Here is a 16,137-nt window from a genome sequence, read left to right on the forward strand (position 1 = left end):
GGGAACTCACTGCACCGGCGTGAGTATTGGCTTGTTCTGGTCCTTCAGCAGAAACACCACGAACTTCGCCGGCTGCGTCGTGCTGGCGTTGCGGCCCACCGTGTGTTTGTCCTCCGGCCCTTCGTAAAAGGTCTGGCCCGGCCCCAGCGTCACTTCCTTGCCGCCATTCAGGCTCATCACGATGGAGCCTTCAAGCACATAGACGAAGGCATGCGCAAAGTGGCGATGGACGGGATCCACCGAACCCGGCGGATAGGTGACAAGGATCATCTTGCCTTCCTTGCCCGGGTAGTCCTTGAGCGCCTTGGTCATCAGGTCCGAGACCTGCGCCTGCGGTGCGGCGGGAGAGCTCTGGGCGAAGGCTTGTTGGGTAATGACGGCGGGGCAAGCGAGCAGGCACAGCAGGCCTAAGGTGTTGAACATGCGCATGGAGGTTTCCTCTTGAATGGCGCAAGTGGCCGGCGTAGGGCCACTCCGGAGCCCAGCCTAAGTACGATGCAGCGCTGCCACTAGATACCTTGGCAGGCTCGCCGTGTTGCCTTGTGCGCATCAGTCTTCCGATGCTGTCACAGGCGACGTCGCTGAAACGTCTATCGAGAGAGGCTGGCTGTGTCGCACGCCTTGTGCCGGGGACGAAGACGGCAGCTTCGCGCCTACCCGAGTATGGCTATCGACCTGCGGCTTGATGACCGTACCGATCCATGCGCCGCTTCAACATGGTGAATCCGCGAGCGGTTTATCGACACCCGACAGCCACGCCTGAGCTCAACCCAAGAGGCGCCATTGGCGTCAACGCAAACTGGAGGATTCCCATGAAAATCGTCGTACTCGGTGGTACCGGACTGATCGGCAGCAAGGTCGTCGAGCGCTTGCGCAAACACGGTCACGAGGCGGTACCCGCGGCGCCGTCCACGGGTGTCAATGCGCTTACCGGCGAAGGCCTGGATGCGGCCATGGCGGGCACGGACGTGGTGGTGGATCTGTCCAACTCGCCCTCGTTCGAAGACAAGGCGGTGATGGATTTCTTCCAGACCTCCCAACGCAACCTTGCCGCCGCCGAGAAAAAGGCAGGCGTGAAGTATCACGTAGCCTTGTCGGTAGTGGGCACCGGGCGTCCCGCCTTTGCGGCCAGCGGCTATATCCGCGCCAAGGTGGCCCAGGAGGAAGGGATACGCGCTGCTGGTGTTCCCTACACCATCATCCACTCCACCCAGTTCTTCGAATTCCTCAACGGCATCGCCGGCGACGGCACCAAGGGACAGGAGCTGCATATTTCCAGCGGGCTGATGCAGCCGATTGCCTCCGATGACGTGGCCGATGCCGTCACCGACGTCGTGCTCGCCGCGCCGGCCAACGGCATCGTGGAAATTGGCGGCCCCGACAAGGCGCCGATGGCGGAGTGGGTGCAGCGCTTCCTCACGGCGATCGGCGATACGCGCAAGGTCATCGCCGATCCCAAGGCGCCCTACTTCGGTGCCGTGCTGGAGCCGGGCACCTTGCTGCCGGGCGACGGCGCACGGCTGGGCAAACAGGACTTCAAGACGTGGTTTGCGCGCTCGATCTACGCCAAGCAGGGAGCGGCAGGCTGAGTATCGGCTTGCTGCCGATGTCTTGCTCGAATGAGTGGTGCGCCTTCATGTTGTCATCGGCTGGACACGACAGCATGAAGGCGCCGTTGCACCTGGCGCGCAACGCAGTAGCAGCAAGGGCACCGCGAACGATGAACTGCTAAGGCATCCGTCCAGCCAGCCACTGGGCCAGGTTCTTCATGTATTGTCTGATCGATTGCTGCGCATCGGTCGAATGAGCAAGCCCACTGCCGGGTGGCTCGCTGACAAAGCTCGGCGAGCCTTTGGAGGGATCCCAGTTGTAGTCGGCAAAATGATGGAAGGTCGATTGCGCCATGGCGGGGCCACCGGACTGCGATGGCTCAAACGCCACAGCCAGATTGAACGATCGTCCGCTGACGGCGCTGCGCCCCGTCGCAATGACACGCGCCGTGTCGTCGTGCTCAGGCTTGCCCACCGCGCCTTCGTGAGGATGCGAAGGCAAGTAGCGGATCGCGCCCGTCGGCGATGCCGGATCGGCCAGCACGGGATGGATGGGTTCACTCGGTTCGATGGTCTGGAAGTCGCCGTTCGAGCCGGAGTGATAATTGGGCCAGGAAATATTGGTGGTGACGGTGTCGTCGATCTGATGCCGCGACGCATCGGGATCCTGATTCTTGGAATGGAAGAAGTGCGCCGCACCGACGCCGCCCAGGGTGCATACCGAGCTGCCCAGGTCCATATGATCGCGTGCCACCAGCATGCCGCCTCCACGCTGGCGGAAGCGTCCGATCGCCGCACAGTCCTCGGTGGTCAGCCCGTCGCCGGTGTCGACCGCGAACAGCCACAACTCATCGATGTCCGAAGTGTCCAGTTGCGACAGCACGCTATCGGGCTTGCCGAGCGCATCCCGATCGCGCGCACTGACCTCGAACAGCGGCGATCCGTCGTCGCTGCGCAGACCGGCCAGATACGCGTGCAACAGGCTGAAGCGACCGATATGCCAATCGTCGGCGGCGTAAGGGATCGTCGTCTGCAGCAGAATTCGTTTGATTTGTGACATGGCTTATCCCGAACGTTTTCGTATGCGCCACCGGCGCGTGCATCATGCCTCACGCGGCCGATGCATCGCAGGTAGCTGGAGGGGCTTACCGTGTTTCCCTGCCGGAACCAGTGCATGGGGACTGCTGCTGATCCAGCGCAGAGATCCGTCTTGGCCGTCGATGGCCAGCGACACCCGTCACATGATATCGACGCCCTCATCAATGCTTCGTGTTTGCCACGGGCATGCGTTGAGCTATGACTGAAGTCCGATGCTGGGAGCCAGCGAAATACGGCATACTGGCCTCCGATCCCCGTGGCCGGCATGACGTTGCGCGATATGCCGCCCTTTGCGCCGCGCAGTGACTCGGGTTTACCACGTCAAAAGGGCCAGCTCGGCACTCATTGCTGTGAACGACGCCAACGCCACTTTCTATCGTCTTCGTCCCCGCTTGCAGGCGATTGCATACAGCATGCTCGGCTCCGTAGCCGACGCCGAAGATGTCGTCCAGGATGTGTGGCTGCGCTGGCACGGCACCGATCAGGCGGCCGTCAACAACGTTGAAGCATGGCTGGTGACTGCCACCACGCGCGTGGCGATCGACAGGTTGCGCTCCTTGAAGGCCCGGCGTGAGCACTATGTCGGCCTTTGGCTGCCCGAGCCGATCCTGAGCGATGGCCCGGCCACCCCCGAACAGATCCACGAACGTCACGGCGAGGTTTCCGTGGCGCTGCTGTCGATGCTCGAGCGCCTCTCGCCAGAAGCGCGCGCAGCGTTTCTGTTGCACGAGATCTTCGACGTGGGCTACGCCGACATCGCCGAAACGATCGACAAGAACGAAGCGGCCGCGCGCCAGATCGTGCATCGGGCCAAGACCCAGCTGCGCGAGGGAGAGCCCAAGTACGCCGTATCGCCCGAGGCACACGGTCGCATCGTGGAACGATTCGCGCAGGCACTCTCACTGGGACAGTTCAAGCTGCTGAAGGCGATGCTGGCCGACCAGGCCGAACTGATCGGCGACGGTGGCGGCAGGGAAACCAGTTTCCCCAGGCCGCTGCTTGGCGGTCAGCGCATCGCGCAGCTCTTCTATGCATCCAATCTGCGCTACAAGAGCGCACTTCGCATCGACCTGGCCTCGATCAATGGCGAGCTCAGCGTGCTGCGCTACATCCATGACGCACTGGAGTCGGTACAAACCGTGGAAACCGACGGCGACCGCATTGTCCGCGTACTCGTTCAGCGCAATCCGGACAAGCTGGCGCGCATCGCGTCCGAACTTGGCGTCCCGCTGTTTTCCTCAGCACGAGCCTGACCGGCGGCATGATCGTCGACGACCTACCGCCGGCCTGGCCCACGGCAACGATCAGAGCTTGAGGAAAGCCAGCAGATCCGCGTTGACCTGATCCTGATGGGTGGTGGTCATGCCATGCGGTGCGCCCGGATAGTAGATGCCGCGCGCGCCCTCGATCATGTGCACCGATTTCAGCGCCGAGGCCGCGATGGGCACGATCTGGTCGTCCTCACCGTGCATGATCAGCGTGGGCACGTCGATCCTGGCCAGATCCTCGGTGAAGTCGGTTTCGGAAAAGGCCTTGATGCACTCGTAGGCATTCTTCAACCCCGACTGCATGCTCCACTGCCAGAACTGCAGCAGCACACCGTGCGAGACCTGCGCGCCGGGGCGGTTGGCGCCGTAGAACGGCAGCGCGAAATCCTTGAAGAACTGCGAACGGTCGCGCTGCAGGGCGCTGCGCAGGCCATCGAATACATTCAAGGGCAGGCCTTCCGGATTCGTCGGGCTCTGCAGCATGACCGGTGGAACTGCGCCGATCAAAACAGCCTTGGCTACACGCCCTGTGCCGTGTCGGCCGATATAGCGCGCCACTTCGCCGCCGCCGGTGGAGTGACCGACCATGGTCACGTCGCGCAGATCGAGAGCTTCGAACAGTTCCGCGAGATCGTCCGCATAGCCATTCATGTCGTTGCCCTGCGACGACTGGCTGGAACGCCCGTGGCCCCGGCGATCATGTGCGATCACGCGATAGCCGTTCTGCGCCAGGAAGAGCATCTGCCCATCCCATGCATCGGCATTCAATGGCCATCCGTGCGAGAAGGTGACGACGGGGCCGCTGCCCCAATCCTTGTAATAGATCTGCGTACCGTCTTTCGTGGTGATGGTGCTCATCGCGCGTATTCCCGTGCTTCGTCAGCCTGCAGATTAGGCAACGGGATCAAGCATCGGTAGATACGCCAAGAGCGCTGCGGTGTTGCTTGCCTGGCATCAATCGCGACGTATTGGTCGCGACGCGTGCCGTCTTTCACTACCAGTCGGCGCCGCAGTATTCGGACTGATGGATCCAGGCAGGGAAACTCGTGGTGCACAGGTGGGCGCCGTCGTGTGGAAGCAGCGAGTCCTCTTTCAGCGTTGCACCGAAGTACGGCGCAAGCGGATCGGTGACCACGTCATACGGCGCTTCGATCTCGGTGAGAAAGCGCTGGATGATTTCGGAAAGCCGCACGCGATCGGGACCCGCCATTTCGATCATGCGGTTGCGCGCAGGCTGTACGGCAAGTTCGGCCATCGCGACGGCGACGTCGGCTGAGGCAACCGGCTGGATATAAGCGGGCGACAAACTGAGCTCCTGCTCATACACGCTCAGCTCGACGATGCGCAGAAGAAACTCGTAGAACTGCGTCGCGTGCAAGATGGTGTAGGGGATGCCAGAGCGCTGGATCATCGCCTCCTGAATCGCCTTGCCCACGAAATACGGACTATCGACGAGGCGATCGGTGCCCACTACCGACAGCGACACATGGTGCTTCACGCCCGCCGCGGCTTCCGCACGCAGCAGATTGACTCCCGCGGTCTGGAAAAACGCCAGCGGAGCATCGCCCTCGAGCTTCGGCGAATTGCTGACATCGACCACCACGTCGGCGCCGACCAGCACCTCGTCAACGCCCACCCCGGTGACGATATCCACGCCGGTCGAGCGCGAAGCCGCCGTGACGTCGTGTCCGCCAGCCCGGAGCCGTCGAACGACGTTTCGTCCCACCAGGCCATTGCCGCCGATCACAACGATTTTCATGAGGAACCTCGACTGTCGTCCGTCTAAACGTGGTCGGGTGCGGTATGCGCAGGAACGGCAGGCGATACCGCGGCCGCTTGTTCGCCGATGCTAGGTGACGCGAGTCGGCGTCAGTAGGTGCATGGGGGTACACATCTAATGGCCGGTCACGCACCAATGTTATGTCCCTTGGGTGGCGTGCGCCGTGAAGCGAAGGGCCCCGCCCCGCCGCTCCTGTCACAACAGCGCCGCCCCATACGACTAGACCGTACGGGGAGAGCCGATGGCGGCTCTCTGCGAGCCACCGTCCGCTCATCAGCTTGAAAACCAGCAGGTATCGCGCCTATGACACTCAACCATGATGGCAAGCCGCAGGGCGATGTCACCGATACGCTGGCGTGCAGCTTCACGGCGAGTTATGCCGGTGTCGTTGCCTTTATTGCCGTGGCAGCCGAAGGGAGCTTCGCGCGTGCGGCCGATCGCCTGGGCATCGGGCGCTCGGCGGTCAGCCGCAGTGTCCGCAAGCTCGAGGCCCAGCTCAACGCGAGGCTGTTTCTTCGCACCACGCGCAGCACCTCGCTGACCCGCGAGGGCGAGCTGTTTTACGAAAACTGCCACCCGGGCGTGCAGCGCATCGTGCAGGCGCTTGAGGATATGCGCGAACTGCGTTCAGGGCCTCCGCGCGGACATCTGCGCATCAGCGCCTCGATGGGCTTTGGACGCCAGATCGTGGCGCCCTTGCTGGCGGATTTTCGCGCCCGCTATCCCGAGATAACGCTGGATCTGCTGCTCGACGACCGTCCGACCGACTTCACCACCGACCGCGTCGACGTCGCCATCCGCGATGGCCAACTCGAGGACAGCCAGATCGTCGCCAAGCGGCTGGTTCCCATGCAGATGCTGGTCTGCGCCTCGCCTGCCTATCTGCGGCGACATGGTGCGCCGCAGGGTGTGGACGATCTGGCCAACCACACCTGCATCAACTTCCGCACCGCGTCAGGGCGTATCGCCGATTGGGAGTTCAACGTGGACGGTCAGCGGCGCAAGCTGGCGCCGCCATCGATCTGTACGTTCAACGACGTCGGGCTGGTGCTGCAGAGCGTGCTCGACGGCGTCGGCATGGCGCAACTCGCCGGCTATCAAGTCGCCGACCATTTGCGCGAGGGGCGGCTGGTCCCCTGCCTTGAGTCCTACGCCCCCGATGATCGCGGCCATTACCTGTGCTACCTGAGCAGGCAGCATCTGCCGGCGCGGATCCGCGTATTCATCGATTATGTCACCGAGGCGATCCGCGCACTCGACCTTCAATACGTGGCAGGCATTTCGCCACCGGCGACAGCCGCGAACGAGCCGATTCACGCCCTCGCCGATGTCGTCACCCTGCCGGTTTACCAGGGTGCCCGCAGAACCTCGCCGTAGTGTGACAAAGCTCGCCAGCCCTGTTGGCGCCACGTGCAAATCCAGAAAAACAGACGCGCGCCCTCAGTGAAGAGCGATCACCGTTTCCGGGGACCTTGCGCCCCTGTTTGGGTCATCCTGATTTGATCCAAGGCCTCTTGCGCGTCCTCGTCCCCGAGCTCAAGAGAGCGCTGAAACCAATATTTGGCCCATCTCAGATCGCGATGCTTTCGATAAACGACGCCAAGGTTATAGGCCGCTTGAGGGCTGCCCTGGCTGGCAGCCCGCTTGAGCCACCGGCGCGATGCTTCCAGGTCGGCTTTGATGCCAGTGCCGAATGCCAAAGCAACGCCGAGATTCACCTGAGCCTCGATGTTGCCCATCGACGCCGCCCGTTTCAAAAGCGATATCGACTGCCTGAGTTCGCCCAGGTCATCCAGATAACACGCCGACTCCAGAAACGACCGGGCCATCTGCTCGGCGCGCGCGGCCTCCCATTTTTTCTTCGCGTTGGCGTCTTTCGTTGCCACGGTACTGCCCCTTGTCAGGTGCCAACAGGCAAAAAATAGATGGTAACCAGGATGGCCACCAGCTCGTTCCTCGGGTGACACCCCATTCGCCATCGTTGGTGCAGGCACATGCAAACCGCGGCGGCCTGACCATCAACCCGCTGCACGGAGCGCTCCCCCAACAGCGACGATTTTCAAACGATCGTCACACTGGCCGATTTGCCCCCCTTCGACGGCCGTTCTCCCCTCCCTGCCGGGCGGCGGTTTCCGGGACAGTGGCTTGTCACGCAGCCAGCGCTCCTGGGGAGGAAAGCGACCATGCGCAAGATCTACCTGATTCTCGCCCTACCGTTGGCCCTGGCGGCCTGCAACCATGATGAACCCACCGCGCAGAGCAGCGGCGACGTCTCGTTCGAGGCCAAGTTGCAGCAGCAGTTGCTGGATGCCAAGCCTGGCAGCGTCATCGATATCCCGGCCGGTCACTACCACCTGCAGCGTGGCCTGAGCCTGCGCACCGACGGCGTCACCATCAAGGGCGCCGGCATGGACAAGACCGTGCTGTCGTTCAAGGGCCAGGTGGTTGGGCCCGAGGGCCTGCTGGTCAACGCCAACGACTTCACCATCGAGAATCTCGCCCTGGAAGACACCAAGGGTGACGCGCTCAAGATCAACCAGGGCAAGAACATCACCATCCGCGGCGTGCGCGTGGAATGGACTGGCGGCCCCAAGACCACCAACGGCGCCTACGGCCTGTATCCGGTGAAGACGCAGAACGTGCTGGTGGAAGACTCGGTGGTGATCGGCGCCTCCGACGCCGGCATCTACGTGGGCCAGTCCAACAACATCGTGGTTCGCCGCAATCGCGCCGAATTCAACGTGGCCGGCATCGAGATCGAAAACTCGGTGAACGCCGACGTGTATGAGAACACCGCCACCAACAACACCGGCGGCATCCTGGTGTTCAACATGCCCAACCTGTCGCAGGCCGGCCACAGCACGCGCATCTTCAAGAACAAGACGATAGGCAACAACACCGACAACTTCGCCGCCAAGGGCGCCGCGGTGGCCAGCGTGCCGCGCGGCTCGGGCGTGGTGGTGAACTCCAACGACAAGGTGGAGATTTTCGACAACGACATTGCCGACAACAAGACGGCGAACGTCATCATCTCCAGCTATTTCTCCACCAATTACTACAACACCAAGGGTGTGGCGGCCGATTACAACCCCTACCCGAAGGGCATCTTCATCTACGACAACCGCTTCAAGGGCGGCGGCGATTCGCCGGATGGACTGAAGCTCAAGACCTTGAAGACCGCGGTGTTCGGCCTCAGCGGCAAGTTCCCGGACATCCTGTGGGACGGCTATGTGGATCAGACGAAACTGGTGAACGGCTTGCCGCCCGACAGCGACCGCTTCTGCATCCAGAACGGCGACGTGGGCGTGATCAACGCCGATGGTCCGCACGATTACAAGAATCCCAGCACCGACACCAAGCCCTACCAGTGCACGCTGCCCAAGCTGCCGCCGGTCGTACTTGACCCGGAACCGAAAGCCTGAGGTTGCAGCAGATGATGAAGTGGTTCGTGCATGTCGGCCTGTTGCTGGCATTGGTGCTGTTGACTGCCTGCCACCGGGGTATGGACCCGGTGGCGTTCCAGGCGGATGGTCGCCCGCCCAAGTTGAGCGACTGGCATGTGGTGGAAGCGCGCGATGGCGCACTGGTGCTCAACCAGGGCGTCGTGCCGTACGACCTCAATACGCCGCTGTTCACCGATTACGCGCACAAGCTGCGCACGATCTGGATGCCCAAGGGGGTCTCGGCCAAGTACGACCCGACCGATACCTTCGATTTCCCGGTCGGCACCATCATCAGCAAGACCTTCTACTATCCGCGCGCCGCGGACGGGAAGCTCGGCGACGTCGCGCGCACGTACGACAGCTCGCACGATTTCTCCGGCGAAGGCCTGGACCTGGCCCGCGTCCATCTGATCGAGACGCGCATCCTGGTGCGTCGCGAATCAGGTTGGGCGGCCATTCCCTATGTTTGGAAAGACGACCAGAGCGACGCGCTGCTCGCGCGCACCGGCGCCGTGATTCCGTTGACCCTGGTGGCCGACAGCGATGCGCGCGAAGACTTCAACTACGTGGTGCCCGACGAAAGCCAGTGCGCCAGCTGCCACGCGCAGGACTGGGTGACGCGCAAGATCCATCCGATCGGCCCGAAGGCACGTCACCTCAATCGCGACTATCACTACGCGGCCAGCGACGAGAACCAGTTGGCGCACCTCGCCAGGGTCGGCTACCTCAGCGGCGCGCCGGCAGCGACAGAAACGCCGCGCAACGCGAACTGGATGGACGAGCGCGCATCGCTCGACGCACGGGCACGCGCTTATCTGGATATCAACTGCGGGCACTGCCACAACCCCAAAGGCGCGGCCAACACCACCGCCCTTACGCTGGATGTGAGCGCGCCCGAAGACCGCCATCTCGGCATCTGCAAGCCGCCGGTCGCGGCGGGACGTGGCACGGGCGATCATCTGTTCGACGTCGTGCCCGGCTCGCCCGATGAATCCATCCTGCCCTACCGGATGGATTCGGCCGACCCGGGCGTGATGATGCCGGAACTGGGCCGTAGCACAGTGCACCGCGAAGGCGTGGCATTGATCAAGGCATGGATTGCGGCGCAGTCGGGGGGCTGCGTCGCGATTCATTAAAACCAAGCAGTGCCGCGGCCTCCGGGCCGCGGTTTTTTCATATCGAGGGGAGAAACTGCTGATGAACATGCGTCCGCGTCCGTTGTCCGTGTGCCTGCATCGCCTGCTGCTGGGGAGCAGCCTGGTGCTAGGTGTATTGCCCACCGAAAGCTGGGCGAGCGACGACGTATCGCCCGCGCCGCAGGACAGCAGCAGCGCCCAACCCGCTGCCGGCACCAAGGCCGATCCGGAGAAAGCCAAGCTATTGGGTAACGTCACCGTGACCGCGCAGAGCCGCACGCAAGAAGTGCAATCGGTACCGATTTCGATGGAGATCGTCACCGCCAAGCAGATCGACACGCTGGCAGCAACCGATCTGAGCAAGATGGATATCTTCGTACCGGGCCTGGTGATCAGCGCCAGCCAGCCGACGCAGCCGACGTATGAGTTGCGCGGCATCTCCACCAGCAACTTCGGCATCGGCACGGAACCGTCGGTGGGCGTCTACGTCGACGGCGTCTACGCTGCCCGCTCGGGCGGCGCGCTGCTCGCGTTCAACGATATTGCGCGCGTCGAAGTGCTGAAGGGCCCGCAGGGCACGCTGTTCGGCCGCAATGCGGCGGCTGGCGCCATCTCCATCGTCACCAACGAACCCACCGACAAATTCGAGGGCGATGCGCGCGTGCGCGTCGGCAACGATGGCCGCAAATACGCCGATGCGCTGGTGAACATCCCGATCAACCAGGATATGGCGCTGCGCCTGAGCGTGCTCGACAACCAGAGCGACGGCTGGATCCGGGACGCGGCCACCGGCAAGCAGTACGGCGGCGACAACGATTGGGGCACGCGCGCGGTGTTCCGCTGGAACGTCACCGACAATACGCGCGTGCTGCTGTCGTGGGATCACGAGAAACTCAACCAGACACCCGAGCCTGCGATCGGCCTGATTCCGCTGTCCAACGACACCAATGAACGCGCGCCGTTCCCGGCCGATCCGGCCAACTATCTCAACCCCTTGCATGCGCCGCTCTACAACGACGCCATCGGTGGGCGCGAATCGCGGCGCTTCGACGGCGCCACCTTGCGGATCGATCATTCGTTCGGCTGGGGCGACTTCGTTTCCACCACCGCCTGGCGCGGTTTCGACACGTTCAACCTGGGCGACTACGACGGCACCAACCATGTCGTGACCTATCTGGACACGGCGAACATCGAGCACAACAACAGCTGGTATCAGGAGTTCAAGCTGTCGGGCAACAACGACCTGATGGATTGGGTGGGTGGCGTCAGCTACTACCAGGAGCAGGCGCGCCAGACCAGCGAGACCAACGTCAACACCAACAGCATCGACACGCTGGCCAACAATGTACTGGGCGTGGGCACGCCGCTCACCGATATCAGCAATATGCTTGCATCGTTCGGGCTGCCGTTCTCGCTGCTGGGCGACCCGTGGCACGAGGCGATCAGCAACGACGGCAACTTCAAGGCCTACGCCGCCTTTGGCGACGTGATCTGGCACGTGAGCGACAAGTTCGACGTGACCACGGGTCTGCGCTACACGCGCGATGAAAAGGAGTTCAGCTGGTACAACATGCCGCGCAGTGCACCCGCCTTCGACGCCACCATCGCCGGCCTGTATGGCCTGGGCATCCTCCCGCCCGGCACCCTGGACGCGTTCCAGCAGAACGTGATCTTCACCAGCGCCGTGGGCACGCCGGTCTACGCCAGCAACACCTGGAACAACTGGAGCCCCCGCGTGGTGGCCAGTTACAAGTTCACGCCGGACGTGATGGGCTATGTCTCCGTCACCCGCGGCTACAAGGCTGGCGGCTACAACAGCGTGCAGCCCGGCTCGACTTTCCAGCCGGAAAAAGTGACCAACTACGAGGGCGGCATCAAGAGCCTGTTCCCGGATCAGAACCTGCTGCTCAACGGCTCGGTCTACTACTACCGCTACGACAATATGCAGTCGCTGGCGCTCGATCCGAACAGCCCCGCGACCGGCCTGCCGATCTATGTGGTCAACAGCAGCAACCAGGAAGCGAAGGGCCTGGAACTGGAAGCGCAATGGCAGCCTATCGAAGGTTTCCGCATCAATTTCGCGGGCGCTTATATCGATTCGAAGTATCGCAGCGCCACCGCGCCCGACGGCGTGGATCTCAGCGGCCAGCCCACCGGCGCGCCGTACTTCTCCGGCGCGCTGTCACTGGCCTACACTTGGCGCAACGTGGCCAACGGCGACCTGGAGTTCGATCTGTCGCAGGGTTATCGTGGAGCAACGCGCTGCAATGACGACTCGCAGTATCAGGGCTCCTGCAACATCAGCCCGAACTTCAAGATCGGCAGCAGCGAGCAGCGCACGGATGCACGCATCGACTGGCACTCTCCGGGCGACCGTTGGGGCGTGGCGCTGTACGGCAACAATGTGTTCAACAAGCGATACGTGACCGGCGTGAACAATATCAGCACCTCCGTGTTCGGCACGCCGTTCGCCTCCATCACGCCGCCCCGCATGTGGGGCTTGGAATTGCGCGCGAAGTTCTGACCGTGAGCCGATGACCATGAAAGAACCCAGCTCGTCACTGCATTCCATCCTCCTGCGCATGCGTGAAGCGCAGTCGCGCGATCCGTTGCCGCCCTGGGACGTTCGCGCCACGCGATTGCGCACCCTGGAGAAGATGCTCGACGAGCAGCGCGGCGCGTTTGCCGAAGCGATCGATGCCGATTTCGGCCATCGCCCGGCGGAAGAGACCGAGTTGCTGGAGCTGTATCCCAGCCTCTCCAATCTGAAGCACTCGCTACGCCGTGGCCGCCGCTGGATGCGGCCACGCGGCAAGCTGGCCAATCTGGTGTTCCTGCCCGCGCGCACCACGCTGCTGCCGCAGCCGCGTGGCGTGGTCGGCATCATCGTGCCGTGGAACTATCCGCTGTTCCTGGCCGTGGGCCCGCTGATCGATGCACTCACCGCGGGCAACCGCGTGATGCTGAAGATGAGCGAATTCACTCCGCGCTTCTCGCAGTTGTTTGCCGATCAGGTGGCGCGCTATTTCTCCGCGGACGAAGTGTCCGTGGTCACCGGCGACGCCGAAGTGGCGCAGGCATTCTCGGCACTACCGTTCGACCATCTGCTGTTCACGGGCTCCACTGCCGTGGGCCATCACGTGATGCGCGCGGCGGCAGCCAACCTCACGCCGGTGACGCTGGAACTGGGCGGCAAATCGCCTGCCATCGTCGGTCCCGGTGCGCGGCTGGATCATGCCGTCGAACGCATCGTGTTCGGCAAGCTGGTCAATGCGGGGCAGACCTGTATTGCGCCGGACTATGTGCTGGTGCCGCGTGCGCAGATGGCTGCGTTCGTGAGCGCCGCGCGCGACATGGTCGGCAAGCTGTATCCCAATCTGCGCCTGCAGCAGCAGTACTCCTCGATCGTCTCCGATCGCCAGTACGAACGCCTGGGCAGGTTGCGCGACGAGGCCGTGGCCGCGGGCGCGACACTGGAGCCGATGAGCGACGCGCATGACATCCCTGCCAAGCGCCTGCTGGCGCCGGTGATGCTGACCAACGTCAACGACGGCATGGCAGTGATGCAGGACGAGATCTTCGGTCCCTTGCTTCCGGTCATGCCATACGACTCGCTGGACGAAGCGATCGGCTATGTCGCCAGCCATGCGCAACCGCTCGCGTTGTATCTGTTCGAGCAGAACAGCGCGACCATCGACGAGGTGCTGACGCGCACGCAGGCCGGCGGCGTCACCGTGAACGACACGCTGTACCACATCGCGCAGCATGGCCTGCCGTTCGGCGGCGTGGGCCCGTCGGGCATCGGCGGCTATCACGGCGAGGCAGGCTTCCGCACGTTTTCGCATATGAAGCCGATTTTCCGGCAGGCGCGCTTCAACGGCACCGGCATGCTCAATCCGCCGTACGGGGCGCAGTTCAAGCGGATGTTGAAGTTGTTGATGCGGGTGGGCTGAAGCGCGCGAAACCTCAATGGGCGAAAACCCCTTTGTGGGAGCGCACCCTGTGCGCGACGGCCACACCGTACGTTGGCGCTTCGATGTGGCCAGTCGCGCACAGGGTGCGCTCCCACAAGGTGGCGTTTTGTTTTCACCCGTGACGCCATAAAAAAACTCCCCGCTTTCGCGGGGAGTTTTTTTGCAACCGTTGCTCGCGATGAACCGCGATTAGAACTTGTACTGCGCCGACAGGCTCAGCAGGTTGCCGTAGTCGTCCGACTCGCCGGTGATCACGTCGCCGGTGGCGCTGGTGGCGTTCACGCGCGCGCTGTTGACGAAGATGTGCGCGTACGAAGCGTTCAGCACGAAGTGGTCGTTGACCTTGTAGCCGACGCCGAACGAGGCCAGCTGGCGGGTGCCATCGGGCACGCGCGGATCGCGGGTGGCGGTGACGGTCGGCGTGGTGTCGAGTGCGAGACCCGCACGCACGGTGAACTTGTCGTTGACGTAGTACTCGCCGCCCACGGACACGTACCAGCTGTTGCGCCAGTTGAACGGCTCGGTGGTGGTCGGCTGCGCCGGGTTGGCGTAGTACACGTTCAAGTTCTTGAACACGTCCCACTTGGTCCAGGCCACGTCGGCGCCCAGGCCGAACTTCTCTTCCTGGTGCCAGTAGCTGGCGGTCGCCACGGCGGGCGTGGTGAACGGCGCGGTGCCTTCGGTATGCGTGAACGGCACGCCACCCGCACCGGCCAGCAGCGCGGCGACGGTCGGGTTGCTCAGCAATGCCTGCACGTTGGACGGTACGGTGAAGTTGGCCGTGCCTTCGATGGTGTGCGAAATCTTGGAGCGGTAGTCCAGCGCGAACTTGTCGTTCGAGGTGATCCGCCACAGCATGCCGACCTGCCAGCCATAGGCCCAGTCGTCACCCTTGATGCGGGCGACGCCGTCCGAACCCGGCGGCACGATGGCGCCGACCTGCTGGGCCAGTGCTGCGCCGGTGGCCGGCGGAATCGCACCCGCCTGCACGGCCTGATTCACCAGGCCCAGGCCCACGGCGTTGTAGTTGATGGCGGAGGTCAGCTCGGCCGAGGTCTTCTGCGCGATGCCGCTCACGCCCAGGGCGAAGTTGTCGGTCACGTCGTAGGACAGCGACAGCGTGCCGTCGAGCGATTCGAACTTGGACTTGAGCGCGTTGTAGCGGCCGATCCAATTGTGGTCGTACTCGGTCTGGAAGCCGAACGGCACGGTGAAGCCCGCGCCCACGTGCCACTTGTCACCCAGCTGGGTGGCAAAGAAGAAAGCCGGGACCGGCATGGTGGTGCCGGCGTCGCCGCCTTTGCCGCCGCTGATCGGGCGACCCAGCGCGTCGTGCGCGGAACCACTGAAGGTGGTGCCGAAATTGATGGCGGTGACGTCAGCCTGGAAATAGGTGCCCTTCAGGTCGCTCATGGCGGCCGGGTTGTTGGCCACCACCGACACGTCGCCACCGGCAGTGGCGGAACCGGCATAGGCGCGACCCATCGCGGCGGCGCTGTCTTCATGCAGCTGGAACGCACTGGCATGGGCGCGCTGCGGTGCAGCAAGCGTCCCAAGGATCGCCAGGCTCAGCGCAGCGAGCGTGAGCGGACGACCCGCACGTGAAAATTGACGGTATGACATCTGCATCAGCAATGCTCCTGCTTATCGTTGATCTGGCATCGGGGTGGTAGCAGGGGCTTGACGTCCACGCTTGATTTTCATACGCGCGTTTGACACCCCTGGCCGGCACTGTGCCGACACAACGCAAGCTTTACAAGTGCGCTTGCAGCAAAATTCCCCGTGAATTACCCGCTCATCCGCTCTGTTCGTCGTCGATAGGCGAAGATAGGGGGTGTAACGCGTCTGGCACAGGGGACTACGCGGAAAATCGCGGTGGCGTGACAAG

Annotated in this window: 13 protein-coding genes; 7 read left to right on the forward strand and 6 right to left on the reverse strand. The window is 63.2% G+C overall.

Features of this window, described 5'->3' with window-relative positions; all coding sequences use genetic code 11:
• Positions 1-6: 6 nt before the first annotated feature.
• A complete protein-coding gene (locus AB4Y82_RS14460; protein ID WP_441602895.1) occupies positions 7-429 on the reverse strand; it encodes a cupin domain-containing protein in 423 nt (140 codons plus the stop codon).
• Between the two features lie 383 nt (positions 430-812).
• On the opposite strand from AB4Y82_RS14460, the gene AB4Y82_RS14465 reads away from it, so the two are divergent.
• Complete coding sequence (locus AB4Y82_RS14465) at positions 813-1,589, forward strand: SDR family oxidoreductase (RefSeq protein WP_441602894.1); 777 nt, start codon at positions 813-815, stop codon at positions 1,587-1,589.
• Between the two features lie 139 nt (positions 1,590-1,728).
• Here AB4Y82_RS14465 and AB4Y82_RS14470 read toward each other — a convergent pair whose 3' ends face one another.
• On the reverse strand, positions 1,729-2,610 hold the full coding sequence (locus AB4Y82_RS14470; RefSeq protein WP_441602893.1) for a hypothetical protein: 882 nt from the start codon (positions 2,608-2,610) through the stop codon (positions 1,729-1,731).
• Positions 2,611-2,998: 388 nt separating this feature from the next.
• Between AB4Y82_RS14470 and AB4Y82_RS14475 the strand changes: the two genes are divergently transcribed.
• Positions 2,999-3,901: an RNA polymerase sigma-70 factor gene (locus AB4Y82_RS14475; RefSeq protein ID WP_441611422.1), complete on the forward strand. Its 903-nt coding sequence runs from the start codon at positions 2,999-3,001 to the stop codon at positions 3,899-3,901.
• Between the two features lie 51 nt (positions 3,902-3,952).
• On the opposite strand, the gene AB4Y82_RS14480 is transcribed toward AB4Y82_RS14475, so the two are convergent.
• Together AB4Y82_RS14480 and AB4Y82_RS14485 are read right to left on the reverse strand one after the other, a co-directional pair.
• Positions 3,953-4,774, reverse strand: coding sequence for an alpha/beta fold hydrolase (locus tag AB4Y82_RS14480; protein ID WP_441602891.1), 822 nt, complete (start codon positions 4,772-4,774; stop codon positions 3,953-3,955).
• 136 nt (positions 4,775-4,910) lie between these two features.
• Complete coding sequence (locus tag AB4Y82_RS14485; RefSeq protein WP_441602890.1) at positions 4,911-5,675, reverse strand: SDR family oxidoreductase; 765 nt, start codon at positions 5,673-5,675, stop codon at positions 4,911-4,913.
• Positions 5,676-5,999: 324 nt separating this feature from the next.
• Between AB4Y82_RS14485 and AB4Y82_RS14490 the strand changes: the two genes are divergently transcribed.
• On the forward strand, positions 6,000-7,073 hold the full coding sequence (locus tag AB4Y82_RS14490) for a LysR family transcriptional regulator (RefSeq protein WP_441602889.1): 1,074 nt from the start codon (positions 6,000-6,002) through the stop codon (positions 7,071-7,073).
• Between the two features lie 77 nt (positions 7,074-7,150).
• On the opposite strand, the gene AB4Y82_RS14495 is transcribed toward AB4Y82_RS14490, so the two are convergent.
• A complete protein-coding gene (locus tag AB4Y82_RS14495) occupies positions 7,151-7,582 on the reverse strand; it encodes a tetratricopeptide repeat protein (RefSeq protein WP_441602888.1) in 432 nt (143 codons plus the stop codon).
• A 297-nt stretch (positions 7,583-7,879) separates the two neighbouring features.
• Here AB4Y82_RS14495 and AB4Y82_RS14500 point away from each other — a divergent pair, with 297 nt between their 5' ends.
• The 4 genes from AB4Y82_RS14500 to AB4Y82_RS14515 all read left to right on the forward strand — a co-directional run bounded on the left by AB4Y82_RS14500 (position 7,880) and on the right by AB4Y82_RS14515 (position 14,228).
• Positions 7,880-9,118, forward strand: a complete 1,239-nt coding sequence (locus tag AB4Y82_RS14500; RefSeq protein WP_441602879.1) for a parallel beta-helix domain-containing protein — start codon at positions 7,880-7,882, stop codon at positions 9,116-9,118.
• 11 nt (positions 9,119-9,129) lie between these two features.
• A complete protein-coding gene (locus tag AB4Y82_RS14505) occupies positions 9,130-10,275 on the forward strand; it encodes an SO2930 family diheme c-type cytochrome (protein WP_441602878.1) in 1,146 nt (381 codons plus the stop codon).
• Between the two features lie 61 nt (positions 10,276-10,336).
• Positions 10,337-12,799 (forward strand): TonB-dependent receptor, encoded by a 2,463-nt coding sequence (locus AB4Y82_RS14510; protein ID WP_441602877.1) that lies wholly within the window; start codon positions 10,337-10,339, stop codon positions 12,797-12,799.
• Positions 12,800-12,815: 16 nt separating this feature from the next.
• Positions 12,816-14,228, forward strand: a complete 1,413-nt coding sequence (locus AB4Y82_RS14515; RefSeq protein ID WP_441602876.1) for a coniferyl aldehyde dehydrogenase — start codon at positions 12,816-12,818, stop codon at positions 14,226-14,228.
• Positions 14,229-14,438: 210 nt separating this feature from the next.
• Here AB4Y82_RS14515 and AB4Y82_RS14520 read toward each other — a convergent pair whose 3' ends face one another.
• Positions 14,439-15,878, reverse strand: coding sequence for an OmpP1/FadL family transporter (locus AB4Y82_RS14520; RefSeq protein ID WP_441611423.1), 1,440 nt, complete (start codon positions 15,876-15,878; stop codon positions 14,439-14,441).
• Between the last annotated feature and the right edge of the window lie 259 nt (positions 15,879-16,137).

This window comes from Dyella sp. 2YAF14, from assembly GCF_052114725.1.
GTDB lineage: Bacteria > Pseudomonadota > Gammaproteobacteria > Xanthomonadales > Rhodanobacteraceae > Dyella.